Origin of the sequence: Flavobacterium johnsoniae UW101 (genome assembly GCF_000016645.1) — a bacterium.
Classification (GTDB): Bacteria; Bacteroidota; Bacteroidia; order Flavobacteriales; family Flavobacteriaceae; genus Flavobacterium; species Flavobacterium johnsoniae.
Window position 1 is genome coordinate 75,406 of sequence record NC_009441.1, and the last position, 25,624, is coordinate 101,029.

The window sequence follows — 25,624 nt, forward strand, 5'->3', positions numbered from 1 at the left end:
TGCATGAAAAATGACAGAGAGGGACAACTGAAAATTTATCAGTTGTTCTCTCCTGTTTTATATGGTATATGCCTTAAATATATGAAGAATGAAGATGATGCAAAGGATGTTTTTCAGGAAGCCTTTGTGATTGTTTTTCAGAAAATAAGCCAATATAAATTTGAGGGAAGTTTTGAAGGATGGCTCAAACGGATCTTTATAAACAAACTCATCGAGACTTTAAACAAGAAGAAAAAAGAAAGCTTCTTTTTGGATGTTTTTGATCCGGATACAGATTTTGTTGAAGAAGAAGAACTCGAAGTACTCCCAATAGAACAAGAAAAATTACTGGAATATATACGGGATTTACCAGATCAGTACCGAACGGTTTTTAACCTGTATGTTTTTGAAAAAATGAAGCACAAAGAAATAGCCGATTTATTAAAAATCTCAGAAGGAACATCAAAATCAAATTTAAATCGGGCAAAGCACATTTTGCAAAAAAAAATATTGAGCATAAAAAATTTTAAGACGGCATGAAGAAGCACAAAATAGAAGATATTTTTTCATCAATGGAAAACTTTTCGAGTGTTCCGCCTCCTGAATTATGGAGTCAGATTGAAGAAAAACTAGACAAGCCTAAAAAGAAGAAGAGAGTTATTCTTTGGTGGTCGGCTGCTGCATGCTTATTATTAGGCTTAATGCTTCCGTCTGTTTTACATTTTTCTTCTAGTGATAAACAGACAAACCCAATTCAAAATAACACTTTAGAAAACAACAACATTGTACTTGATCAGAAAGAAAACAATACCGAAAAGACAAATAAAAATACTGAACGTTCTATAGAAAACGACATCAATAATCAATCAAAAAACAACAATCAAATTTCATCATCAGAAGAAACAATAAATCAATCCAAAAATCAATTAAACAAAACACAGCAAACAGAAACAGTTGACTCCGATTCTGAAAAAAAATTGAATACCAATTCATTTGCACCAAAATCAAACGGGACAAAAAATAGTTTAAATAATAATGCAACTGTAGCTGAAAAATCATTAACACCTGTAAAAGAAAACAAATTCAATCTGGATTCTAAAAATCAGTTTTCGGGCAGTAAAAATGGTCAGTCTAACCAGACTGTTGCAGAAAAAACCTATGTTCCTGCTAAAGAAAATGTATTTAATGCGGCTTCTACAAACCAATTTTCTGGTAATAAAACCGGAAAAACAAATCAGGCTTTAGCCGAAAAAACATACGCTCCTGCTAAAGAGAATGCATTTAATCCGGCTTCTACCAACCAATTTTCTGGTAATAAAACCGGGAAAACAAATCAGGCTTTAGCCGAAAAAACATTTAGTCCTAATCAGGCTGATCGTTTAAATTCGGCATCAAAAAGTCAGTTATCAGACATTGAAAAAAGAAACGCAGATAAGGTTCTTGCGGAGAAAACATTTAATGCAGGAAAACAGAATAAATTTAATGCAGGTCAGAAAAATCAAATCTCTAATTCAATTTTTGAAAATATTCCAAATTCAAAAAACAACAATACTATTGCGTTTACAGGTTCAAATTCTGGTTTAAATGGAAATCAAAATGCTGTAAATTCTAATAAAGAAAAACAAAACATTCAAAAAACATCAACTGATAAAAGCATTGCAAGTCTTCAAAAAGACAATTCGAAAGGAAATACTGCTTTTACAAACGTGAATGTTTTAACTAAAAAAGATTCTGCACAGCTGGCTGAACTTCAAAATCTGGAAAAAGGAATTGTAACTCCAGAAGAAGAGAAAAAGAAAAAAGAAGACAAACTGCTTTCTAAAGCTGATAAATGGGCTTTACAAGTTTTTGCCGGAGTTGCAAATTCTGAAAACTACAGCAAAAACAAAACTTTAGGAAACGTAAACGATTCTAAACAAAGTAATTCATACGGTGTAAAAACACAGTATAAAATCAATAAAAAATGGGCCGTTGCTTCTGGATTTAAGATTAATGAGCTTGGGCAGAGTGTTGCCAATGTTTCGTATTACAATGCCAAAAACAGTGCTCTTTTTACACCGGTTGATTATTTTGCTCAAAGTGCAGGTCCAACACAATTTACCAGTGATGCTAATTATGTACTGGTTTCAAATAATGCAAAAGAAGCCATAAACAGCAGTAATATTCAAACTGGTAATTTAGACCAGAATTTACGATATCTGGAAATGCCTTTGGAGGTTTCGTATTCGATTTTTAACAGAAAGAAAACTAGCATCAATTTAAATACCGGGGCTTTTGTTGGTAAATTAATTTCGAATAATGTGGCTTTAGACGGTACTTCTATTGGCGAAAATATAAACGCAAATGATTACGTGTATGGTTCTACATTAAGCAGTACGATTCAGTATCGCGTTTACAAGAAAACAAATGTCTTTGTAGAGCCGGCTGTAAATTATTATGCAAATCCTTTAAACAGCCAGTCTTTCAATCAGTTTCAATGGGGATTAAATTTTGGTTTGAATGTTAACTTTTAATGAGGTTATTTTTTCGTAATTTCGAAAAATACTTCACTTAAAATGACTTTTAAAAACAATTGGAAAAACTTAAGTCTTCCTAAAAATTTACTTACTGCCAAAGAATTAGTTTATGACATCTGCGGTTTTGAATGTTCTGAACCTCAACCCGAAAAGGAAAGTCAGGAATATGATGCGTTTGATTTTAAAATCGGCGAAAGCCAGATTAAATTTAGATCGGCCAAAATTACGCCCACAAAAACGGGTCAGTTTGTAACTTTATGGAAACGCAATATAAACGGCATAATTGAACCTTTTGATTATAAAGATGAAATCGATTTTGTTATTGTAAGTGTTCAAAAAGAGGATTTATTGGGACAGTTTATTTTTCCAAAAGAAATTTTACTGAAAAAAGGTGTTTTTACCTCAGAAACTAAAGAAGGAATAAGGGCAACGAGAGTTTATCCGCCTTGGGATGAAACAACCAGCAAACAGGCTCAAAAAACACAACAATGGCAATTGGACTATTTCTTGTTTGTTTCTGACAAAACAGACTTAAATCGTGCGAAACATTTGCTTGACAAAAAATAATAAAAAAACAAAAAAGGCAGTTCGAATTGAACTGCCTTTTTTTAATTAATATAATCTTAATTAATTCTTTAAGATTTTGTTTTTGTATACTACTTTATTGTTTTCTGATAAAGTGTAAATGTAAAGTCCTGCATTTAAATTACGTAAAGACATTACAGTTGTATTTACTTCTTCGCTGCTTTGAATATCAATTGGGTTTCCTAAAGCACGTCCGTTTAAATCGTAAAGTCTTAATTTAAGATTTTTACTTTCGTTTGTTTTAACTGTAAAATTAATTACGTCTGATGTAGGGTTTGGATATGCTTTTACGTAAAATCCGTTTTTAGTTCCAAAATCTGGTGTCGAAAGTACATCTTGTTTCAGGTTGAAACGGGCAATTACCGGTCCGTGATCTGAAGTTGTCGTTGTATAATTTGCAATATCATTACGAGGATCGTAAACTGCAATTGACTCATTAATGTATTGATCGAACAACTCGTTAGAAATTGTAATATGATCTAAAAATCCTCCTGAACTTAAAAAGCTGTAAGCACCTGCCTGGCTGATTTCTAAAGTAAGTGCTTTATAATTGTTGGTATCTGTAACAAAAGATTGATAAGAAGATGGTTGTCCAGCAATAACTGAAGCTTTTACATCGTCATTATAATCTCCTAAAAGAATGATGTTAGAATCTCCATAATGAGTATCTAAACTGTCTTTAAGAACCTCAACATCATATTTACGCATATTGTATCTAGAGATATCTGTTCCGCTGTTAGCGCGCGCGTGAAGGTCTACAAATTTGATTTCATTTTTCACTCCGTTAAGGTTCGTTTCTAAAGTTACCATATATGGCAGCCGTCCCGAAGAAAAGAAATTACTGTTAGTTCCCGGATAATTCGTTAACGATTTAGTCCCTGCACGTAATTCATCGTAGAATTCTTTAAACATTACACGAGTATTCTTAAGAGTAGTTGTTTTTGTATCATAAATTACAACTAATTTCTGAGGCGGATAGTTAGGATCTGAAGGGTTAGTCTCCCATGAATATGACCAAGATGTAGAAACTACTTTATTAAATGATTTACCATTTACATTCATTTGTGTAATTAAATCATCAATAGCCGCATCGCTCGAAATTTCCTGAACTACATATACATCAGCATCTAATTTGTTTATTACTTTAACTGCATTTTGCATTTGTAAAGCTTTATCAGCTGGACCATAAGCAGAGGTTGGCGCACCAAAGAACTCCATGTTGTATGTAACTACATCAAAAGTATCTGATTTTGGAAGAGAAGAACCTGTTAAAGAACCAATTTGTTTGTTTAATGAAGTTCCTGTAACTGTTAAAGTACCAGAAATTTTTAATTCTTTTGTTGTTGGAGCAAATTTCGCATAAAGTATTTTTCCTGCAAAAGCATCTGCAGCAGAAACCACTACAGTTGTTCCAAATGAAATATTATCTGCAGATATTTGGTACGAAGCCGGAGCTGTAATCGTAATGTCTCCATATCCTTCTGCTTTAAAATTGAAAGACTGTGAAGCAGAAACGGTATTCTGATCAACAACTCCAAAATCTAAAACAGGATTTGAATCTACATAACCTGCTTCATCAGTTACAGCATAATCATCAAATGACCATTCAGAAGCATTATTAGTACCACCCGCAGTAGTTTCGTAAACCCATGCTAAATAAGTATGATCTGTTTTATAAGCATTTAACTTAATATATTGCGATTGTACATAATTACCTGTGCTAGTTGGAAATTTACCATCAATATCTGTCCATGTTGCTGTATTTGGGTTACTTACACCATCATAATCAGTAGAAACTTTTAATTTTAGACCAGGTCCTGCATAAAACTTACGAGAGTAAAAAGACAATAATGGAAAGTCTCCAAAAGTATTTAAACGCAATTTTGGCGAAATCAACCAGTCTTGACTTGCTCCGCTGTCAGAGTATCCATTCATTAAAACCGCACCAGTTCCAGAATTTACGTTTCTGGCGGTATTAGTATATACCCATTTGTTTGTTGGTCCTGAAACATTATATTGTGTCCAGCCGCTGTTAGTTAAAACATTAGCATCATTAAATCCTTGTACATAAGGATTAATACCTATTCCTGTTACTGAAACTGTTTTAGTAACTGCTCCTGTTGTTTCATGAGTAATTGAACCAGTAAAACTTCCAACCGAAGCTGGAGTAAATTTTACATAAATAGTGGGAGTTGCATTAGAATCAAAATCAGCAGGAACAAAAGTTAAAGATGATGTGAATGTTACATTATCTTTAGAAATAGTAAAACTTCCTGATGCAGTAAGCACTACATTTGCAGTAAGATCAGAAGCTCCTATTTGGTAGCTTTTTGTTAAAGCATCAAAATTTGGTTCAGTACCACCTAAATTCAATACACTAACTGATGTAGATATAGCAGGAGGCATCACACTTAGTGTTGTTACATCTATCTTATTAACTGATGCCTGAATATTTCCAGGGATATCTTCTGAAATAGAAAAAATAGAATATGCTGTACTTAACGGTAATCCTGTAAAACTTTTTATATATTCCAGAGCAGGATTTGTTATATCAAAAATTCCTGCTTGTAAAGCTGCTGTTCCATTTGAATCCTGACCTGCTTTTATTTGTGCAACTGTTGGTTCTGCGCTGCCTCCTGGAAGTAGAACATAATACGTTTTTCCAACCTCATCAATTTTATTAATAAAGTCGAAACTTTCTCCTAAAACATTAGCTGTTTTTGGGTAACCAGAAACATTAGCTGGAGCAAAAGTATCTTTTCGAATATCTAAATTATCAATTGCAAAAGATGGACGTCCTCCACCCCCTGAAACTTGTCTTGAAGCCCAACGGATTTGAACTACAGGCTGATTATCACATTCTGCAGGTAAAGTGATTTTTCTTAGTTGGGAATTTTGTGGAAGATAGACATTTGTTCCTGTTTGAGTTATAGAATTATTTCGATATGCAGTTCCTAAAAGCGAAATAAAATCTCCAGTTGTTCCAACTCTATATTGCAAAATCACTTCATTTACTCTTGTGTTTGACGCATCAGAAGGATTTCTAATAGTCATAACATCATACTGAACCTGAACATTTGTTGTTCCAACACTTGAAAAAGCAAAACCAATATTAAGATTAACACTCCCCGTGTTTAAAAATCCTAGTTTACCAACATAATTATAAAATCCTCCTGAATTAGTATTTGCACCTTTACCAGTAAGTATAGTGTTATAATCTGTAAAAGTTGGAGAAGTTAGATATTGAGTTACTCCAGAGTCATTACCGCCAAGAGTCCAACCCTGAAACCCAGCTGGAAACTGTGCATCTGCAGCCAGCCATGATTCAAAATTTTGTTCAACAGGTAAAGTCTGTGCCGCCGGCATTGTTTGTGCACTTAGCGTAAAGCAATAAAAAAAACCTAAAAATGTCATCAAATGACGAAAAGAGTAATTGTTTTTCATACGTTTTTATAATAGAGTTTTTAGAATTCAAATTTATCTAGTTTAAAGTTAAGAGAATATTGTAAAAACATAAAGTTATCGTAACGTAATTTATAAACATCTGTCAGAAAAAATTAGTTTTTTAGCTTTAAAATTTCATTATTCTTAAGTATAACGCGTTTTCTGGAGTTTTTCTGCTATAGTAGTTTTTTACATACAATATTTAATTTTAACAAGAAAATACTTTTTATAAGTGTAAAAATTATTTTCTAAAACAAAAAAAGCTGCCTCAAAAGAGACAGCTTTTCGTAAACTATTTAGCACAAAAAGAATTAAACTGCGGTATAACCACCGTCGGCAATAATATAGCTTCCTGTTGTGAAAGACGATTTTTCAGAACTTAAAAAAGTTACCAGTTCGGCAATTTCTTCTGCAGTTCCTAAACGGTTCATAGGTGCTTTTGCTGCAACGGCATTCATGGCATCATTATTCAAATTATCTTTTAGAAGTGCCGTTTCTATATAACCCGGACCAACAGCGTTGCATCGAATATTTTTCTGAGCATATTCTGCCGCAATATTTTTAGTTAAACCTACTACTCCATGTTTCGAAGCCGTATAAGCCGGACTTAATGGTGCCGCGACCTGACCGTGAATAGAAGCTATGTTAACAATGCTACCTCCGCCATTTTTTTCCATTTGCTCAAGCTGATAACGACAAGCATAAAACACACCGCTTAAATTAAGTGCAATTACACGATCCCAGGCTTCCGGTTCGTATTCTCCGGTTGGTTTTGCAGGTCCGCCCATTCCGGCATTGTTGCAGGCAATGTCCAATCGGCCGTATTTTGAAACAGCCACCTCAACCATGTGTTTATTATCACTTGCACTCGACGAATCTCCTTTTACAAAAAAAGCTTCTCCGCCGCTGGCTTTTATAACTTTTACGGTTTCTTCACCGTGTTCAACATTAATATCCGAAACTACAACTTTTGCTCCTTCTCGAGCGTAGGCTTCTGCTACTGCGCGTCCAATTCCTGAACCGCCTCCAGATACAAAAGCTACTTTATTTTCTAAAAGTGCCATTTTTTATATATTTAAAAATTTGTACTCTAAATTTACGAAGATATCGTGCGCTTACCATGAGAAAAACCGAGTTTAAAACAAGATTAAGACTTTATCACAATCAAATGTTATTTCACATTAAAATCACATAAATCTGCTCATTTTTTCTTATTTAATTATCTTCATCTAATTTCATATTTCCCCGATCTTTATGATTATCCGGATGCGAGTTTGGATAACGATTTGGTGTAATGTCAGAATTACGGTCTTTATTCTCTACCGTTTTTTCGGCTTCTTCATCAGATGAAACACCTCGGTTTGCGTTTGGGTTATTCGGATTTACATCATCTTTGACTTTTTTAATATCTTCATTTTCATTTCGGGCTCTTTCCACAACTTCTTTATTTCCTTCAGTATCTGTTACTACCTCTTTTTTTAAATTGGCATCATCAGCTTTTCCGTCATGTGAAATATTTTTTCCTTTCGTTTCATCTATATCTTTTTGCGCTCCATTTATCTTTTTAGAGCCTAAATTATTAGTTTCCATATCCTTATTATTTTGAGTTTCTATATTAATATTACGAATTCTAAATTTTAAAAGGAAATGGTTTAACATTGCTTTTAGTTTATAAAGCAATTTCATAACTTTAATTAAAATCTTATAACCCTTCTCTTTATCAAACCTTTAAACCCTAAAACCAATGAACTTTTTTAAAATCAAAACCAGCTGGTCTAATGCCGAATTTATTTTAATAAAATTGTGTATGGCTTCTGCCTATATTTTTATTGGAAGCTATTTTCATGATTTTTTCGAAAGTTATTATACCATACTGCTGGTTATATTTGCAATTACAGCAATCTGGTTTGTATCTCAATGGCTGAAAAAAATGAAGACAAAAAATGAATAATCGATTACCTGATTTACTTTAATACTTGCAGAACAACACTATCTTTGCAAAAAATTAAACATGCATCGACACTTCATTCTTTTTAAACCTTACGGCTATTTAAGTCAATTTATTTATGAATTGAAGAGAAAGAAAAAGCTTTTGGGCGAACTGCACGATTTTCCCGAAGGAACAATGGCAATTGGAAGATTAGATGAAGATTCTGAAGGCCTATTGTTATTAACAACTGATGGAAAAGTAAGCGAACAGATAAGAAGCAAAAAAGTAGACAAAGAATATTACGTTCAGGTCGACGGTATAATTACGCCTGAAGCCATTGAAAAACTGCAAAAAGGAGTAGAAATTGGTTTTGAAGGCGGTAAGTACAAAACAAAACCCTGCACTGCTTTTATTGTAACCGAAATTCCTGATTTTGGACCAAGAGCCAAAAAAATCAGAGACGAGCGTCACGGCCCTACTTCCTGGGCTTCTATTACTGTAAACGAAGGAAAGTTCCGTCAGGTTCGAAAAATGACTGCAGCAGTTGGTTTTCCTACTTTACGTCTCGTTCGTGTTCGAATAGGAAACGTATATTTGCAAAACTTAAAAGCAGGAGAAGTTTTAGAAGTAAACGATTTCCAAATAAACGATTAAACGAATTAACAAATAAACATAATGCTAAACGTAGTTCTTGTAGAACCAGAAATACCAAACAATACCGGAAATATTGGAAGATTGTGCGTGGGTACAGAAAGCCGGCTTCATTTAATTCATCCTTTTGGATTTGTAATTAATGATAAAAACCTTAAACGTTCGGGTTTGGATTATTGGGTGCATCTTGATGTAACCGAATATCAGAATGTTGAAGAATGGATCCAGCAAATTCCAGATCACTCCAGAGTATTTTTGATGAGTTCACATTCTGAAAAATCATATTTAGAAAATGAATTTCAGGACGGCGACTGGCTGGTTTTTGGAAAAGAAAGCGTTGGTTTGAGTGCAGCATTTATGGCTCGATTTGAAAATCATTTAACAATCCCAATGTCACCGCTGATTCGTTCTTTTAATATTGCAAATTCAGTTGCTTTTGTAGTTGGTGAAGCTAAAAGACAGATTGGATTGAAAAAATAAAAGCAGGTTAGTTTTTTACTAAGATTAAATTGACATGAAAGAAACAGTAACTGTTGAAAAAGCATTAAGCAGTGGAAGGCGAAAATTAAAATACATTCCAATAATCGCTGCATTTAGCTTTATAATAGGAGGCTTTCTTCTATTTTATTTAAAGTTTTTTGACGCTTGGATTATTGCTTTAGGATTTATTCTCGGCCCTTTATCCGGATGGTTAATATGGAGTTATAATATCAATAAATGGAAAATATGGGCGTTTGAAAATGTTAGAAATGTTCACACATTACAAAGAAAAGCTTTTGAACAAAAATTGATTTGGAAAAAAGGAAGTTTGTTTGAGAAAAGCGTATTCAAAAATTATGATCAAATACAAAAATTAAAACGATTAGAGACTAAATTCCTAGAAAAAGATATTTTTAAGGATGATATTTCGATCCCTAAAGAAACCTTAATTTTTTATTCGAAATCTACCTTAATACTGAATTTAGTAATCGCCATAGGTTTTACCGGCATAGGTTTATATTTAATTTTAAACAAAAATTGGTTTGGATTACTTTTTGTAATATTAGGAATCTGTATTATAGCAGATCGAATTAAAAATCTTAGACATAATGGTCCTCAGATAACTCTTAATGAAAAAGGGATTAGATTAAAAGACGGAAAATTAATTCCCTGGAACGAAATATATAATGACCGTGTTTTTACAAAATCAGGTGCAAGAAGCTCTACAGATTATCTCGCATTTAATAATGAGATGATTAGTATAAATGAGATGACAATAACATTTGAAGAATTAGAAAATTTACTTCATGTTTACAGACTCCGTTTTGAAAACAATATTTAAGTCACAATAAACTTTCCTTTTTCGGCATCAAAAATTATATGTTCATCTTTGAACAAAGCTGCAAAACTTCCGTTTGAAATCAAATTACAAGGTTCGTCCTGTACAACATTTTCAGGAGTCATGACAATCATTTCATCGCTTAATTGAATTGCCAGATCAATATCGTGTGTAGAAAATAAAATACATTTTTGAGTTTCCTGAGTTAGTTTCTTCAGCAATTTAAATAATGAAACTTTGTGCAGTAAATCTAAATGTGTTGTTGGTTCGTCCAGAATAATGAGCGGTGTATTTTGTGCCAAAGCACGTGCGATTAAAACCTTTTGCAATTGTCCGTCGCTTATTTCGTAATGTTTTTTATGAGAAAGATGTTCTATTTGAGTCAACTCCATCGCTTCCTGAACTTTTTCGATATCAGTTTGGGTCAAAGTTCCAACCCAATTGGTATAAGGCTGTCTGCCAAGCGCCACTAATTCGAAAACCGAAAGATTACTCGGCGGCAGTTTTTCAGTTAAAACCAAACTTAAATTCTGCGCTAAATCCAAAGGTTTATAAGCAGAAACAGCTGTATCATTCAAATAAACATTTCCAGATAACGGATGCTGAATTCCGGTAATCGTGCGCAGTAAAGTCGATTTCCCAATTCCATTTGCACCAATTAAAGAGATTAGTTTTCCTGACTTTAAATTTAAATTCAAATTCTCAGCAATAATCACAGTTGCTTTCTTGGATTTATATCCAATAGTTAAGTTTGAAGCTGATAGAATATTCCTCATTGCATTTTTTATTTAAACACATAGAAACATAGGTTTCTTTGTCTTATTAGAAGGAATCTAAGATTTACTTGTAAATCAAACATAGCCGAGATTAAAGTTTTGGCAGCAATCTGAAATATTCATTTACAAGTGTTTTTTGGCCTTCTTTAAAAATATTAAAACAATTAAAATTAATTATAATCCCTTTTGGTGCTTTTAAAAGTTTCATGTAGGTCAACAGTTGAGCTTGGTGAATCGAATTTATTTCGGAAACTGTTTTTAATTCTACTACTAAACAATTTTCAACAAACAAATCACATCGAAAATCTGTAACTAATTCCTTATCCTTATATATTATTGGAACTCTCAGCTCTGTGAAAAAATTTAATTTTCTTTGTGAGAGTTCTTCTTTCAGACATTGATGATAAACATTTTCCAGTAATCCTTTACCAATTATTTTATGGACTTCTATTGAAGCACCTAAAACTTCATAAGTTAATTCATCTAAATATTTTTGAGTAATCATTAATTCTTTAATTGAAATAAAAACTATGTTTCTATGTGTTTAAAAAAATAAAGACATAAATATTTTGTAAGTTTTTACTGAAAATTTATTTTCCGTACTAGAAGCCAAATTACAACCGGCGCACCAATTATAGACGTTATGGCATTTATTGGAAGCGTAACATCAAATCCCGGCATTTGCGAAACAATATCACAAAACAACATTATAATTGATCCAAAAAATAAAGTACTCCAAAACAAAATAGTATGATTACTCGTTTGAAAAGTCAGTTTTGCAATATGCGGCACTGCTAAACCAATAAAAGCAATTGGTCCTGCAAAAGCCGTAATCGCTCCAGATAAAATACTGGTTGCAAATATTATAATCAATCTCGCCTGATTAAAATTTAATCCCATGCTTTTTGCATAGTTTTCTCCTAAAAGCAAAGCATTTAAAGGCTTGATGCTTTTAGCACTTAAAAGCAGACCAATTCCAACACAAAAAGTCAAGATTCCAATTGTTGACCAGGAAAGATTTCCCAAGCTTCCCATTGACCAAAATGTAAACTTCTGCAATTGTTCTGCCGTACTAAAATACGTTAGAACACTTACAATTGCAGTTGTAAAACTTCCAAACATTAATCCCACAATTAAAATTGCCATTGTGTCTCGCAGTCTTTGAGAAACTATTAAAACCAATAACAAAACCAACGTGCTTCCAAATGTCGATGCAATTACAATTCCGTATGACGATAAAGCAATTACACTTAAAAACGAAGGCAGAAACCCAGCCCCTAAAATGACAAAAGCAACACCTAAACTTGCCCCGGAACTCAATCCTAAAACATAAGGACCTGCAAGCGGATTTCTAAAAAGCGTCTGCATTAAAAGTCCGCTGATTGACAGCCCGGTTCCAACCAAAACTGCAGTAATCGCTTTTGGCAGGCGATAATTTATAATGATATATTCCCAGGTCGATTTTGCTGCGTGTCCCCCGGTTAAACTTGAAAAAACATCTTTTAACGGAATCGTAACGGAGCCTAAACTAATGCTCGCAAAAAACATCAGCAAAAGACCTAACGTCAAGATGACAAATAAAATAGTATTTCGTTTTTTGTCAGCCAATTTAATTCAGTTTTGATGCAAAAGTAAATTCGTAGCTTGGCAGTAAATCAGGGTGAAAAATTTTGATATAATCTTTTAAAACTAAATCCGGACGGCTTGGTGCCAGTTCATAATAAACCGTTCCTCCTGTCGCTCCCAGTTTTCCTTCAAAACTATATACATTTTTATTTTTAAAAGCATCAAATTCTCCATAATGCGGATTTGCCTTTTGCAGTTCATCCAGACTTTTAAACGAACCTGAAGCAATCCATACACTCGCCGTTTTTGCTTTATCCAGAACTTTTTCAAAAGATAAACCTTCACTTCCTGTTCCTTTTAAATCTGCCCATAAATAATTGGCATGAGCATCTTTCATAAACTCAGCAACCCAGCTGTTTCCTTTGGCAACGTACCAAACATCTTCATACATAGATCCGTATAAAACGGTAGAGTTTACTTCTTTTTCTGCCGCCAGTTTTTTTGCCTGCTCGTAACTTTGAACAATTTTATCAAACAATTCTTTTGCTTTTTCTTCTTTACCAAACAAAGCTCCATAAAGTTTTATCCACTCTGCTTTTCCAAGCGGTGACTGTTCCATCCAGTCGCCCTGAATTAAAATATTCAATCCGCTTTTCTTTAAATTATCCAGCATTGGGTTGTTATTATCAACACCAAAAGTCACAATTAAATCTGGTGATAATTCTATTAACTGTTCGATATTTAATTTTTCATTCTGTCCAACGTTTTTCACAGAACCTTTATCAATTAAAGCTCTGGTTTTTTCAGACGAAATATAATCGGTATGCGGAAAACCAACAAGCTTGTTTTCTACTTCCAGCATTTCTAAAAAAGGAATATTAGTGGTTGAAGTTACTACAACAGATTCTAACGGAATCTGAATTGAAGTATAAGCCTGTAAACTATCCGGAACTTTTGCTTCTTTTTCTTTTAAAACATATTTGAAATCCTTATTCGCATTAGGCCAGGGATTTGAAACCGTAACTACTGAATAATCGTCATATTTTACGATCGAAAGTCCAGATGCATATTCGATACTGTTTTTTGCAGCATCAGTTTTTGCTACTTCGCTCGTTTCGTTCTTCTTACATCCGAAGAGGATAAAAAAAGAAGAAATAAAAATCAATTTAGGGAATAAATGTCTCATATTTTACGTTTTCGAAAGGAACAAAGGTAAAGCATTTTATATTTTTTTTACTTACCTTTATTCTTACAAAAACAACAAATTGTATCTTTACATTTATGAATACCACAAAAATTAAAATTTGCTCAAGCTGCGAATCAGAATTCAGCTGTGGAGATATTTCGGTTGAAAGTAAATGCTGGTGTAATGACTATCCTCCTATTTTCAATCTTTCTGAGGGAGCGGACTGTTTATGTCCTGTTTGTTTTAAAGAAGCCTGTGAAGACAAAATCGATGCTTATATCGAGACTATTACTCCTAAAAATGCCCTTAAAAATAAAGCCATATCTTTACCCCAAACAACTAAACTAATTGAGGGAATTGACTATTACATTGAAAACGGCAACATGGTTTTTAAAACCTGGTATCACCTAAAACGCGGTACTTGCTGTGGAAACAATTGCAGACATTGCCCTTATTGATTGTTAATTATAAATTGTTAGTGGTTAATTATGAAAAACAATGTTGTTAAAAATAAAAGTTTTGATTTTGCAGTCAGAATTATCAGATTATATCAATATCTAAATAATGATAAAAAAGAATTTATACTTTCTAAACAACTTTTAAGATCAGGAACAAGCGTTGGTGCAATGATTAGAGAAGCTGAGCATGCAGAAAGTAAAAGCGACTTTATTCATAAATTTTCAATTGCTCAAAAGGAAGCTAACGAAACTGTTTATTGGTTAGAATTATTAAAAGCAACCGATTACTTGAATGAAAAAGAATTTGAAAACATCAACAATGATGCGATTTCAATTCTAAAACTAATAACGAGTATTCTTAAAACTTCTAAAAATTCATCAATAAAAGAAACCTCTTCAATAAATTAATAATTAACAATCAATAATTAACCATTATAAATGATTTACCTAATTACCGGCGGCGAACGATCAGGAAAAAGCACTTATGCACAAAATCTGGCATTACAGCTTTCTGATTCTCCTATGTATGTGGCAACGGCCAGAAAATGGGATTCAGATTTTCAAAACCGAATCGATCGTCATCAACAGGAAAGAGACGAACGCTGGACAAATATTGAAAAGGAAAAATATATAAGCGAAATTGATTTTTCAGATAAAGTCACTTTAATCGACTGTGTAACGCTTTGGCTTACCAATTTCTTCGTAGACAATAAAAATAATGTTGAATCAAGTTTAGAAGAAGCAAAAAAAGAGTTTCTATCAATAGCAAATCAAGAAAATGCAACTTTGATTATTGTGACCAACGAAATTGGAATGGGCGTTCACGCTGCTACCGAAATTGGCAGAAAATTTACAGAACTGCAAGGCTGGATGAATCAGTTTCTGGCTTCAAAAGCTGATGAAGTAGTTTTAATGGTTTCCGGAATTCCAGTTAAGATAAAAGGTTAACCATCGCAAAAATCAATTTCAATTTCAAGAACCAACAAAACAAATTCTAAACTTTTAAATTCCAAATTCCAATATCGTGGAGTATCTTTACATAAAGAGTAAATTGATATTGAAGTTTGAAATTGAATTTTGTCATTGATATTGATTTTTGAAATTGAAAAATTATGAGCCATTTAGACGATATATTAAAATCACGCCGCGATACCCGACATTTTACTACCGATGAGGTTCCTGATGAAGTCATTCAAAAAGCTTTACAGGCCGGACATTGGGCGCCATCTGTTGGACTGACCGATGCGACACGTTATTATATCATTAAATCGGATGCTGTTAAAAGTGCGATTAAAAACCTGTTTTTAGATTATAATAAAAAAGCGGAAGAACTTACTGACAATCCGGAACAGAAAGAACTTTACAAATCGCTAAAGCTGGAAGCAATAGAAGAAGCGCCAATTGGACTTATAATTGCTTACGATCGCTCAGTTTTAAATCAGTTTACGATTGGAACCATTGGCAGTAATGAGGCTGTGAAGTTCAGTTCGGTTTGTGCAGCCCAGAATATTTGGCTTTCACTAACAGAACAAGGTTACGGAATGGGCTGGGTTTCAATTTTAAATTATTTCCAATTCAAAAAAATTCTTGATTTACCCGAAAATATAGAACCGCTTGGTTATTTCTGCATTGGAAAACCTGCCACAAATTACGGCAATCAGCCCATGTTACAGCAATTACACTGGAAACAAAAATCTGAAACTGCAGATTGTAAGGAAATCAATGAAATTCATCAAATCAATATTTCTGATTTCGATTTAAAAAAAGAAACCAAAGCAGATCCTAAAACTGATTTCGCTGCACTTTTACAAGAAAAAATAGATTCAAAAACAAAACCTCTTGGTTCACTGGGGACATTAGAAACTTTGGCTTTTCAAATGGCATCCGTTTTTGAAACTTTAAATCCGAAAATTATAAACCCTAATGTTGTTGTTTTTGCAGCTGATCACGGAATTGCCAATCACGGCGTAAGTGATTATCCGCAAGATGTAACGCGCCAAATGGTGAATAATTTTCTAAATGGCGGTGCTGCAATAAATGTTTTCTGCAAGCAGAATAATATCGAATTATCGATTGTAGATTCGGGCGTAAATTATGATTTCCCAACAAATGCTAAATTAATTAATGCCAAAATAGCCAAAGGCACACAATCTTTTCTTTACGCTTCGGCAATGAGCGAAACTGAACTTCAATTGTGTTTTGAAAAAGGAAAATCTATTGTAGAAAATATTGCCAAAACGGGTTCTAACTGTATTGGTTTTGGTGAAATGGGAATTGGAAATACTTCTACAGCTTCTGTTTTAATGAGTCTTTTAACGGGTTTGCCTATAGAAGAATGCGTTGGAAAAGGAACGGGAATTAATGACCAAAAACTGCTCGACAAACAAAATATTCTAAAAAAAGCATTGGAAAATTATTCCGGTCAAACCGAATTAAAACAGCATCTTGCTTATTTTGGAGGTTTTGAAATTATGCAGATGGCAGGCGGCATGTTGACAGCTTTTGAAAACAAAATGCTGATTCTTGTTGATGGTTTTATTTGCAGTGTGGCTTTTTTAATTGCTTTTAAAATAAATCCCAACATAAAACAAAATGCCATTTTTTGTCATTGTTCTGCCGAAAAAGCACATTTAAAACTGCTGGAATATCTTGATGCAAAGCCCATTTTAAATTTAGATCTGCGCCTGGGAGAAGGAACCGGCTGTGCAGTTGCTTTTCCTATTTTAAAATCGGCAGAAGCTTTTTTGAATGAAATGGCTAGTTTTGAAAGCGTGGGAATAAGTAAGAAATAACTCTCCATTTTTAATTCAGAGTTTATACCTTTGAATTAATAAGTTGAAATTATTTTAAAAAATATACATGCCTTTTACTAAAGTTTATATTCATTGTGTTTGGAGTACAAAAAATAGATTCCCATTTTTAAATTCGACTGATCTTCGCCAAAAAGTTTGGCATCATATAAAGGAAAATGCATTAAAAAAAGAAATATATCTTGAATATATTAGTTGTTATTCTGATCATTGTCATTGTTTAATTTCGTTGGGAAATAATCAAACCATTCAGAAAACAATACAATTATTAAAAGGTGAATCTTCATATTGGATTAATAAAAATCAATTAACTAAAGAAAAGTTTGAATGGCAGGATGAATATTTTGCAGTATCAGTATCAGAATCTATAGTTGACAAGGTTAGAAATTATATTAAAAATCAAGAGGATCATCATAAAAAGAAAACATTTCAAGAAGAATATGATGAATTTATAACGAAATTTGGTTTTAAGCATCCTTAGAAATTTGGCTAAAGCCCAGAAAATGCTAATTCTTTTTTACCTCCAGATAAATCTGGAGGCAATTAATTTTATACATTAGTTTTTATTTTTTGAATATTCTACCGTCAAAAAGAGTATTGGCAATAAATAAAATCAATTGCCAACATCTTTAGATGTTGGAACAAAATAAGTGCCTGTCAAAAAGGCTTTAGCCAAACAATCATAATCTAAATGAAAAAAGAACTACATATTTTTTTTACTTGTTTAATGTTCTACACCAGAATTCCATGTCCAAAAAACATCGATCATAATCCTGATTATTTAAATAAAGCCACACGATATTTTCCTTTTATTGGCTGGATTGTCGGATCAATTTCATTTCTGGCTTTTTATCTTTTTTCGTTATTTCTTTCAACAGAAACAGCAGTGATTTTTTCAATTATTATTTCGGTTTTAACTACCGGTGCTTTTCACGAAGACGGATTTGCTGATGTCTGCGACGGATTTGGCGGAGGATGGACTAAAGAAAAAATCCTTACAATTATGAAAGACAGCGCCATTGGTGCTTATGGAGCAATTGGTTTGGTTTTGCTTTTTCTGGTGAAATTTAAACTGCTTTCAGAATCCATTTCACTTTTTACTCACAGCATTTTTCTGGTTTTTCTTTTATTTATTTCTGCACATTCTTTAAGTCGTTTAGCTGCAATTAGTATTATTTTTACACATGAATATTCTCGCGATGATGCTTCGAGTAAAAGTAAACCAATAGCAAAAAACCACAGCTGGAGAGAAGTTTTGGGTTCATTTTTCTTCGGATTAATTCCGTTATTGGCACTCTCCTATTTCAATTATAAAACTCTTTTGGCTTTAATTCCAATTTTTATTACCCGCTATTTTCTGGCTCGTTATTTTCAAAAATGGATTGACGGCTACACGGGTGATTGTCTTGGCGCCACGCAGCAGGTTTGTGAAGTTGTATATTATTTAAGTATTCTTTTTATATGGAAATTTATCTAGTTCGCCATACCGAAACGATCTGCGAAAAAGGAATTTGCTACGGACAATCGGATGTAGATATTGCTGCGCCTTTTGACGAAATCTTTAACAGAATTATATCTGAATTGCCGTCTCAAACGGTAATTTTTTCAAGCCCGTTAAAACGTTGTTCTATTCTGGCAAAACATATTCAAAAAAATACAAACGCCATTTCTTATCAGGAAGATGACCGCTTAAAAGAAATGAATTTTGGCGACTGGGAATTAAAACCCTGGGATGAGATTCCGCCAGAAGAGTTAAATCCGTGGATGGAAGATTTTGTAAATATTCCCGTTTCAAATGGAGAATCATTTACAGAATTACATTCAAGAGTCGGCGGCTTTTTAGCTGAGCAGATTTCAGACCTTACACACCCTGTAATCATTGTAGCTCATGCGGGTATTATACGAAGCATTTTATGCCATCAAACTTCACTGCCTTTAAAAGAGGCTTTTCAAAACAAAGTCGATTTTGGGGAAGTCATAAGAATTGAACTATAATCTGGCTATTTGTTTGATTATTTGATTACAAAAACAATACATATTTGAATTATCAGTATTTTTAACTTTATATTTGCACAAAATTAAGGTTGTGTTTTGATTAACACATTAAAAAGGGAATCAAGTAAAATCTTGAGCTGTACCCGCAACTGTAAGCTTAGTTCTAAAAAAGAATGCTTGTTGTAAACTGCAAAACCACTGCTCGCCCCCGCGAATGGGAAGGTAAACAACAAGACGCAAGCCAGGAGACCTGCCTTTGTAACGAATATCGAGCTCTCGGGAAAAAGAGTGTAGAAATTATGACTTTAAGAATACGTTTTGCTTTTTTTCTTTTGATGTTGTGCCAATTCACTTGGGCGCAGAGCGATTCTATTAAACTAAAAGAAGTTGTAGTTTCAGATTCTAATCTTAAGAAATATTCTACTTCGCAGTCTGTTCAGGTTTTAAACGATTCAATTCTCGACAGAAACCAGCCTTCTTTAACCTCTCTTTTAAATTTTAATACTGTTATATATTTCAAAGAAAATGGGCTCGGAATGACTTCTGCTCCATCTTTTAGAGGAACAACAGGCGCACAGACCGCTGTTATCTGGAATGGTATAAATATAAATTCACAATTTTTAGGTCAGGCCGATTTTAATACTATTGGAACGAGAGATTTTAATTCGATAACTGTAAAAGCCGGAGGTGGAAGCGTTTTGTATGGAAGCAGCGCTATTGGCGGAAGCATTCACCTGAACAATGATTTACGTTTTAAAAACGAATTTTCTAATCATGTTTTTTTCAGCGCTGGAAGTTATAATACATACAGCGCAAATTACCGCACTATAGTTTCATCAGATAAATACAGCTTACAGGTCAGTATTTCAAGAAACAGTTCTGATAATGATTTTAAATATCCTGGCAATTCAGACGAAAGAAACATTAATGGCCAATATTATAACACGAGTATGAATACTACTTTTGGTTATAAAATCAATGCTAATAATACTTTAAAAGCTTACAGCCAGTTTTACGATTCAGAACGTCACTTTTCTTTAACATCGCCAAATGCTTCAAAAACAAAATACAACGATTTTAATACTCGTAATTTATTAGAATGGGAAAGTCAGCTGGGACGTTTTACATCTAAACTGCGAGCAGCACATATTGGCGAATCTTATAAATATTTTCCAAGTATTACCTCCAATAATTTTACTTACGGAAAAGTTGAAACTTCTATCATAAAATACGATTTAGCTTTTGATGTAAATGATAAAATCAAATTAAACTCAATTGTAGACTACAGCAGAAACAAAGGATACGGTTCGAGTATTGATAATGTAAAAAGAGAAGTTGGTACTGCCAGTCTGCTTTTGCATCATTTGTTAACTGAAAAATGGGATTATAACGCCAGTATTCGTCAGGAAATTACAGACAACTACGGTAATCCTTTTCTTTTTTCATTTGGAACAAAATATGATTTCACCAGTTTTTATCGTTTGAAATTCAATGCTTCAAAGAATTTTAGAATGCCTACCTATAATGATTTGTTTTGGGAAAGAAGCGGCAACCCTAATTTAAAACCCGAAACTTCTTATCAGGCAGAAATTGGCAATGAATTCTTTAGAAAAAACTTTACTTTATCAATTACTGCCTATTATAATTCTATTAAAGATTTACTGCGCTGGGTTCCGGGTGAAGGTGGCGGTGATGTATGGGCGCCTGAAAACACAGATAAAGTGAGAGCCTACGGAGCAGAAGTTCTTGTAGAATGGAAACCAAAATTTGGGCAAAATAATTTCACAATTAACGGTACGTACGCTTATACAGTTTCAGAAAGCCAGCAGCTGATTAAAAACGAATTAATCTATAAACAGTTAATTTATGTTCCTTATCATAAATTAACAGGCTCTGTCGCTTACAACTGGAAAAAACTGTCTTCTTACTTTCAATACCTCTATAATGGAGAAGTTTATACTACACCTTTTAATAATCGTGCATCAAAAATTAAAGATTATAATGTTGGAAATATTGGTGTCGATTATGATTTTGGAGCAAAAAACAGTTACAAAATTGGATTTCAGGTTTTAAACCTGTGGAACGAAAATTATCAACCCGTAACAAGTAGACAAATGCCGGGTAGAAATTATACTATATACATAAACCTTAATTTTTAAATTTCATGAAAAAATTTAACAAACTATTTTTAACAGTCCTTATAAGCTCGGCATTTTTTGTGTCTTGCAGCAACGATGATGACAATAATGATGAGCCGCGCGGCGATTATGAGAATGGAATATTTATTGTTAATGAAGGTAATTTTGGAAAAACCAATGGGACTATTTCTTATTTATCAGATGATTTGAGTATCGAAAACAATGTTTTCTCTTTAGTTAATCCTGGTAAAATTACTGGAGATACTCCTTTATTTATTGGTTTTAAAGATGATGCAGCTTATATAGTGGTAAACGGATCAAATAAAATTGAAGTGGTTAACAGATACACTTTTAAAAGCATTGCTACCGTTACAGCTAATTTAAACAATCCAAGATTTATTGCATTTGCAAACGGAAAAGGATATGTAACAAACTGGGGAGAAGGAAGCGATCCTGCTGATGATTATGTAGCAGTTTTAGATCTTACTACTAATACAGTTACTTCTTCAATTTCAGTAGTTGAAGGTCCGGAAAAAATCATCGAAAATGACGGTAAACTTTATGTAGCACACAAAGGCGGCTGGGGACAAGGAAATTCATTAACAGTTATTAACTCTGCTACAAATACGGTTGTAACAAATTTTGTAGTGGGAGATGTGCCGAGCGACTTAGTAAAAGATAACGGAACTTTATATATTTTATGTAACGGAAAACCATTCTATGCAGATGTTGAAACTGCGGGAAAAATTGTAAAAGTGAATTTAAGTACTAATACTGTATCATCAACATTAGATTTTACAGGTATAACACATCCGGGATTCTTAGATATCGAAGACAGCAAAGTATATTATACTATTGGAAACAATATTTATTCTATGGCCGCTAATGCGACATCTTTACCAGCAACAGCGTTATTTAAAGCTTCTGACGTTACAAATCTTTACGGTTTTGCAGTAGAAGACAATAAAATTTATGCGGCTGATGCTATAAATAACCAAGATCCTGGAGAAGCATACATTTATTCACTTACAGGAACAAAAAACAAATCATTTACAGTAGGAATATCTCCTAATGGTTTTTACTTTAACGATTAATTCATTTTTGAATTTATGGTTTAAAAAAAGGCTTTCATTTCTGAAAGCCTTTTTTTTTTATTTTAAAGTTTTTATAAACTCTCCGGCATTACCGTCTATATACATTTCGTTTCGTAATCCGTTGATTTTTTTAGAATCACTTATATAAGGTAAAACTAAACCGTGATCATTCTGTACTTTTTTAGCTGCTGCTCCAGTGATTTTAGAAATTGCCATATTTAACAACGGTTCAGCGGTATCTCCTAAAACTCCATAACTGCGTAAATATTCTAACTGAACATAAGTAGGAACTAAACCTTGTGTGTAATCTCCAAAATCTGATGCATTCGAGATTTTAAATACCAAAGGCTGCATGGCATATTTATGGTTTGGATTCACGTTTCTTTTAGTAAAAGTTGGCGAATCATAAAGTGTAACTGATCCAACATTTTTACCTGTAGTCGTTTCTCCAATCTGAATTACATTAATATAAGGTTTTAGTCCATTTATAATCAATTCACTTGCCGATGCTGTACTAGAAGTTGTTAAAATATAAACTGTCGATAAATTTAAACTGTTTACCGGAGTGCCGTCAATATCTTTTACAAATCGTTCGTTTAAAACTTCCAGATCCTCAGCAGTCATGCCTGCCATTTGTTTGAAATTATATTGTCTTTTCGAAAATATTTTTCCTTCAAACTGCCCTGTAATCATACTTGCCAAACGTGTAGAAGTACGTACAGAACCTCCCCCGTTATATCTTAAATCTAAAACCAAATCTGTTGCCCCTTCATTTTTAAATCCCTGAAAAGCCTGATTTAATTTACTGTCATACTCAGCATAAAATCCATTGTACATTAAATAAGCAATTTTATGTCCTCCGGAATTGATTACTTTGTTTATTAAAATTGGATTTTCTTCTAAAACAGTTTTAGTTAAGGCAACTGATTTTCCATTTAAAACAAAAGCAGTTCCATTATAATCTGCAAAATCTAAAGTATAACTATCCGGGTCAACTAATAATGATTTATAATTTGAAACCGTCAATTTTGTTCCGTTTACACTCGTAAAGAAATCTCCTCTTTTGATGGCTTTTGAAGATGCATCAGAATTGGGAATAATGTAACGAACATATCCCACAACATCATTTGAACCTTCTGCAACTCTGGTAAGCCTGAAATCAACTCCGTTATTTTTTGTAATACCGCCTAATTCCTGCTCTAAAACGGTATAATCTGAAACGATCCAGCTGAAACGATCAATCGCATTACTTGGATATTTACTTACTGGTTTATTTAATAAATCCTGAAATAAGTCTTCAGGATTTGAATATCCTTCTAAATAAGAGTTTAATTCTTCCTGAGAACTGAAACGATCATCTGCTAAATTAGCTACATCACCCTGCCACAAATAAAGCTCGTTTAAGCCTTTCCACACAAAATCATTCACTTGCAATTGAGCAGGAGTTCTCACATCGTCCTCATCCTCACAAGATTGCAAAAAGAATGATAACAGACACAAAAACAGTATCGATTTTAAAATTGGTTTCATAAAAGTAGGTTTCGGTATTGTATTAACGTAAAAATACTACCTTTAGTTTTAAGTATTATTCTTTTTTGCAAAAAAAATTACATTTATGTTGTAACAAATATAATTGTGCCTCGTCTTGACTATATAAGCTAACGAATAACCTTTTAATTTATGAACCAGAATGTGTTTATAGAATTAGTTAATCCTTTCAAAGACAAAGTGTTTCGTCTGGCAAAAAGATTGCTTACCAGTACCGAAGAAGCTGAAGACGCAACTCAGGAAGTAATGGTAAAATTATGGAACAAAAAAGAGAATCTTGACGCTTACAATAATGTTGAAGCTTTGGCGATGACCATGACAAAAAATTATTGTTTAGATCAGTTAAAATCGAAAAGAGCAGGAAATCTTCAAATTGTACATAACAATTTTACAGATCGGGAGCCTCAATTAGACCGAAAACTGGAGGATGCAGATAGTTTAGAATGGGTAGGAAAAATTATAAGCCAGCTGCCGGAACAGCTTCAAATATTAATTCAGCTGCGGGATGTTGAACAATATGAATTTGAAGAAATTGCGAAAATTGTCAACATGAACGAAACCGCAATCAGGGTAGCACTTTCGAGAGCAAGAAAAAAAATAAGAGAATCAATGGTAAATGCACACAGTTATGGAATTAGATAAAATAGAAAATATATTAGCAAAATACTTTCAGGGAGAAACTACTATTGCCGAAGAAAATCAATTAAAAGAATACTTTTCTTCATCAGATGTTGCGCAGCATTTGGAGCAGTACAAACCTATTTTTGGTTATTTCTCTCAGGTAAAACAACAAAAATCAACGCAGGAAATACCCCTAAAAACTAAGAAACGAAATGTGGCGTGGCTATCAATTGCAGCATCAATTGTTGTTTTACTAGGAATTGGAACCTATTATTTTACTGGCGAAAAAACAACTTCGGTTACAGCCCAATCAGAATTAGGAACCTACGATGATCCGGAAGAAGCTTTAAAAGCAACACAAAAAGCTTTATCCCTATTATCGAGCAATGTTAATGTAGGTATTGAAAGTGTACAATACATTAACGAATATGAACAATCAAAAAACAGAATTTTTAAACAGTAAATTAAAACACACAAAAATGAAAAATTTCATCATAACACTAGTTTTCGCATTCGTTACCCAAGCTTTTTATGCACAAGGTGCTTTTGACAAATTTGATGGTCAGGACGATGTAACATCAGTAATTGTAAACAAAAAAATGTTCGATTTAATGAGCAAGGTAAAGGTTGATGCTTCTGATAAAGAAACACAGCAATATATCAATCTGATTAAAAAATTAGATTACCTAAAAGTGTTTACAACTAAAAATCCTAAAATCGAAGCCGATATGAAAGCTTCTGCAGATAAATACATCAAAACTGCAGGTTTAGAAGAGTTGATGCGTGTAAACGACAGCGGTAAAAATGTCAAAATAATGGTAAAATCTGGAGCAAGCGACACTCAAATCAAAGAATTACTAATGTTTGTTGACGGAGCAAAAAACGACGAAACTGTTTTATTGTCTCTTACAGGAAACTTTGATTTAAACGAGATCTCTGTACTAACAGACAAAATGCAGCTTCCTGGCGGTTCTGACTTAAAGAAAGCTTCTAAAAACAAAAAATAATC

The 25,624-nt window shown here is 33.2% G+C and carries 27 protein-coding genes and 1 riboswitch; of the genes, 19 read left to right on the forward strand and 8 right to left on the reverse strand.

Features of this window, described 5'->3' with window-relative positions:
* Positions 1 to 81: 81 nt before the first annotated feature.
* Genes FJOH_RS00420 through FJOH_RS00430 form a run of 3 tightly spaced genes read left to right on the forward strand, consistent with a single transcriptional unit; the run spans position 82 to position 3,062 of the window.
* On the forward strand, positions 82 to 519 hold the full coding sequence (locus FJOH_RS00420) for an RNA polymerase sigma factor (RefSeq protein ID WP_235023090.1): 438 nt from the start codon (positions 82 to 84) through the stop codon (positions 517 to 519).
* Complete coding sequence (locus FJOH_RS00425; protein ID WP_011921590.1) at positions 516 to 2,492, forward strand: hypothetical protein; 1,977 nt, start codon at positions 516 to 518, stop codon at positions 2,490 to 2,492. Before FJOH_RS00420 ends, FJOH_RS00425 begins: the two co-directional genes overlap by 4 nt.
* 42 nt (positions 2,493 to 2,534) lie before the next feature.
* Positions 2,535 to 3,062 carry a MepB family protein gene (locus tag FJOH_RS00430; protein WP_011921591.1) on the forward strand — a complete coding sequence of 176 codons (528 nt, stop codon included), beginning with the start codon at positions 2,535 to 2,537 and terminating at the stop codon, positions 3,060 to 3,062.
* 60 nt (positions 3,063 to 3,122) lie between these two features.
* Here FJOH_RS00430 and FJOH_RS00435 read toward each other — a convergent pair whose 3' ends face one another.
* The 3 genes from FJOH_RS00435 to FJOH_RS00445 form a co-directional block, all read right to left on the reverse strand.
* On the reverse strand, positions 3,123 to 6,524 hold the full coding sequence (locus FJOH_RS00435; RefSeq protein ID WP_011921592.1) for a T9SS-dependent choice-of-anchor J family protein: 3,402 nt from the start codon (positions 6,522 to 6,524) through the stop codon (positions 3,123 to 3,125).
* 311 nt (positions 6,525 to 6,835) lie between these two features.
* Positions 6,836 to 7,588, reverse strand: a complete 753-nt coding sequence (locus tag FJOH_RS00440; protein ID WP_011921593.1) for an SDR family NAD(P)-dependent oxidoreductase — start codon at positions 7,586 to 7,588, stop codon at positions 6,836 to 6,838.
* 151 nt (positions 7,589 to 7,739) lie between these two features.
* A complete protein-coding gene (locus FJOH_RS00445) occupies positions 7,740 to 8,114 on the reverse strand; it encodes a hypothetical protein (protein WP_044048184.1) in 375 nt (124 codons plus the stop codon).
* 154 nt (positions 8,115 to 8,268) lie between these two features.
* Here FJOH_RS00445 and FJOH_RS00450 point away from each other — a divergent pair, with 154 nt between their 5' ends.
* Genes FJOH_RS00450 through FJOH_RS00465 form a run of 4 tightly spaced genes read left to right on the forward strand, consistent with a single transcriptional unit; the run spans position 8,269 to position 10,426 of the window.
* The gene (locus FJOH_RS00450; protein WP_044047359.1) at positions 8,269 to 8,475 is read left to right on the forward strand and encodes a hypothetical protein; all 207 of its coding nucleotides are present in this window, start codon (positions 8,269 to 8,271) and stop codon (positions 8,473 to 8,475) included.
* Between the two features lie 60 nt (positions 8,476 to 8,535).
* Entirely contained in the window at positions 8,536 to 9,108 is a 573-nt protein-coding gene (locus FJOH_RS00455; protein ID WP_011921595.1) for a pseudouridine synthase, read from the forward strand.
* A gap of 21 nt (positions 9,109 to 9,129) precedes the next feature.
* On the forward strand, positions 9,130 to 9,585 hold the full coding sequence (locus tag FJOH_RS00460; protein ID WP_011921596.1) for a tRNA (cytidine(34)-2'-O)-methyltransferase: 456 nt from the start codon (positions 9,130 to 9,132) through the stop codon (positions 9,583 to 9,585).
* A 34-nt stretch (positions 9,586 to 9,619) separates the two neighbouring features.
* Complete coding sequence (locus FJOH_RS00465; RefSeq protein ID WP_011921597.1) at positions 9,620 to 10,426, forward strand: hypothetical protein; 807 nt, start codon at positions 9,620 to 9,622, stop codon at positions 10,424 to 10,426.
* Here FJOH_RS00465 and FJOH_RS00470 read toward each other — a convergent pair.
* The 4 genes from FJOH_RS00470 to FJOH_RS00485 all read right to left on the reverse strand — a co-directional run bounded on the left by FJOH_RS00470 (position 10,423) and on the right by FJOH_RS00485 (position 13,951).
* A complete protein-coding gene (locus FJOH_RS00470) occupies positions 10,423 to 11,199 on the reverse strand; it encodes an ABC transporter ATP-binding protein (protein WP_011921598.1) in 777 nt (258 codons plus the stop codon). The two genes, FJOH_RS00465 and FJOH_RS00470, sit on opposite strands and share 4 nt — an antisense overlap.
* A 91-nt stretch (positions 11,200 to 11,290) precedes the next feature.
* On the reverse strand, positions 11,291 to 11,704 hold the full coding sequence (locus tag FJOH_RS00475; RefSeq protein ID WP_011921599.1) for a GxxExxY protein: 414 nt from the start codon (positions 11,702 to 11,704) through the stop codon (positions 11,291 to 11,293).
* Between the two features lie 74 nt (positions 11,705 to 11,778).
* Positions 11,779 to 12,807, reverse strand: coding sequence for a FecCD family ABC transporter permease (locus FJOH_RS00480; protein WP_044047362.1), 1,029 nt, complete (start codon positions 12,805 to 12,807; stop codon positions 11,779 to 11,781).
* A 1-nt stretch (position 12,808) separates the two neighbouring features.
* Positions 12,809 to 13,951, reverse strand: coding sequence for an ABC transporter substrate-binding protein (locus FJOH_RS00485; protein WP_011921601.1), 1,143 nt, complete (start codon positions 13,949 to 13,951; stop codon positions 12,809 to 12,811).
* A 95-nt stretch (positions 13,952 to 14,046) separates the two neighbouring features.
* On the opposite strand from FJOH_RS00485, the gene FJOH_RS00490 reads away from it, so the two are divergent.
* The 9 genes from FJOH_RS00490 to FJOH_RS00530 all read left to right on the forward strand — a co-directional run bounded on the left by FJOH_RS00490 (position 14,047) and on the right by FJOH_RS00530 (position 22,446).
* Positions 14,047 to 14,409, forward strand: coding sequence for a DUF5522 domain-containing protein (locus FJOH_RS00490; protein WP_011921602.1), 363 nt, complete (start codon positions 14,047 to 14,049; stop codon positions 14,407 to 14,409).
* 30 nt (positions 14,410 to 14,439) lie between these two features.
* Positions 14,440 to 14,817: a four helix bundle protein gene (locus FJOH_RS00495; protein ID WP_011921603.1), complete on the forward strand. Its 378-nt coding sequence runs from the start codon at positions 14,440 to 14,442 to the stop codon at positions 14,815 to 14,817.
* 30 nt (positions 14,818 to 14,847) lie between these two features.
* Positions 14,848 to 15,357, forward strand: coding sequence for a bifunctional adenosylcobinamide kinase/adenosylcobinamide-phosphate guanylyltransferase (cobU, locus tag FJOH_RS00500; protein ID WP_011921604.1), 510 nt, complete (start codon positions 14,848 to 14,850; stop codon positions 15,355 to 15,357).
* A gap of 164 nt (positions 15,358 to 15,521) precedes the next feature.
* Positions 15,522 to 17,201 (forward strand): nicotinate-nucleotide--dimethylbenzimidazole phosphoribosyltransferase, encoded by a 1,680-nt coding sequence (cobT, locus tag FJOH_RS00505; protein WP_011921605.1) that lies wholly within the window; start codon positions 15,522 to 15,524, stop codon positions 17,199 to 17,201.
* A 67-nt stretch (positions 17,202 to 17,268) separates the two neighbouring features.
* A complete protein-coding gene (gene tnpA, locus FJOH_RS00510) occupies positions 17,269 to 17,700 on the forward strand; it encodes an IS200/IS605 family transposase (RefSeq protein WP_011921606.1) in 432 nt (143 codons plus the stop codon).
* A gap of 210 nt (positions 17,701 to 17,910) precedes the next feature.
* Positions 17,911 to 18,696: an adenosylcobinamide-GDP ribazoletransferase gene (locus FJOH_RS00515; protein ID WP_011921607.1), complete on the forward strand. Its 786-nt coding sequence runs from the start codon at positions 17,911 to 17,913 to the stop codon at positions 18,694 to 18,696.
* On the forward strand, positions 18,681 to 19,214 hold the full coding sequence (cobC, locus tag FJOH_RS00520) for an alpha-ribazole phosphatase (protein ID WP_011921608.1): 534 nt from the start codon (positions 18,681 to 18,683) through the stop codon (positions 19,212 to 19,214). The genes FJOH_RS00515 and cobC overlap by 16 nt, the downstream gene beginning before the upstream one ends.
* Before the next feature lie 69 nt (positions 19,215 to 19,283).
* Positions 19,284 to 19,486, forward strand: a riboswitch (cobalamin riboswitch).
* A 27-nt stretch (positions 19,487 to 19,513) separates the two neighbouring features.
* A complete protein-coding gene (locus FJOH_RS00525; RefSeq protein ID WP_044048185.1) occupies positions 19,514 to 21,373 on the forward strand; it encodes a TonB-dependent receptor plug domain-containing protein in 1,860 nt (619 codons plus the stop codon).
* A 5-nt stretch (positions 21,374 to 21,378) separates the two neighbouring features.
* Complete coding sequence (locus FJOH_RS00530; RefSeq protein WP_011921610.1) at positions 21,379 to 22,446, forward strand: YncE family protein; 1,068 nt, start codon at positions 21,379 to 21,381, stop codon at positions 22,444 to 22,446.
* Positions 22,447 to 22,503: 57 nt separating this feature from the next.
* On the opposite strand, the gene FJOH_RS00535 is transcribed toward FJOH_RS00530, so the two are convergent.
* Positions 22,504 to 23,976, reverse strand: coding sequence for a S41 family peptidase (locus tag FJOH_RS00535; protein WP_011921611.1), 1,473 nt, complete (start codon positions 23,974 to 23,976; stop codon positions 22,504 to 22,506).
* Positions 23,977 to 24,126: 150 nt separating this feature from the next.
* On the opposite strand from FJOH_RS00535, the gene FJOH_RS00540 reads away from it, so the two are divergent.
* From FJOH_RS00540 to FJOH_RS00550, 3 genes are read left to right on the forward strand one after another with little or no spacing between them, the layout of a single operon-like run.
* Positions 24,127 to 24,636: an RNA polymerase sigma factor gene (locus FJOH_RS00540; RefSeq protein WP_011921612.1), complete on the forward strand. Its 510-nt coding sequence runs from the start codon at positions 24,127 to 24,129 to the stop codon at positions 24,634 to 24,636.
* Positions 24,623 to 25,078 carry a hypothetical protein gene (locus FJOH_RS00545; RefSeq protein ID WP_011921613.1) on the forward strand — a complete coding sequence of 152 codons (456 nt, stop codon included), beginning with the start codon at positions 24,623 to 24,625 and terminating at the stop codon, positions 25,076 to 25,078. The genes FJOH_RS00540 and FJOH_RS00545 overlap by 14 nt, the downstream gene beginning before the upstream one ends.
* A 16-nt stretch (positions 25,079 to 25,094) precedes the next feature.
* On the forward strand, positions 25,095 to 25,622 hold the full coding sequence (locus FJOH_RS00550; protein WP_011921614.1) for a DUF4252 domain-containing protein: 528 nt from the start codon (positions 25,095 to 25,097) through the stop codon (positions 25,620 to 25,622).
* Positions 25,623 to 25,624 lie beyond the last annotated feature (2 nt).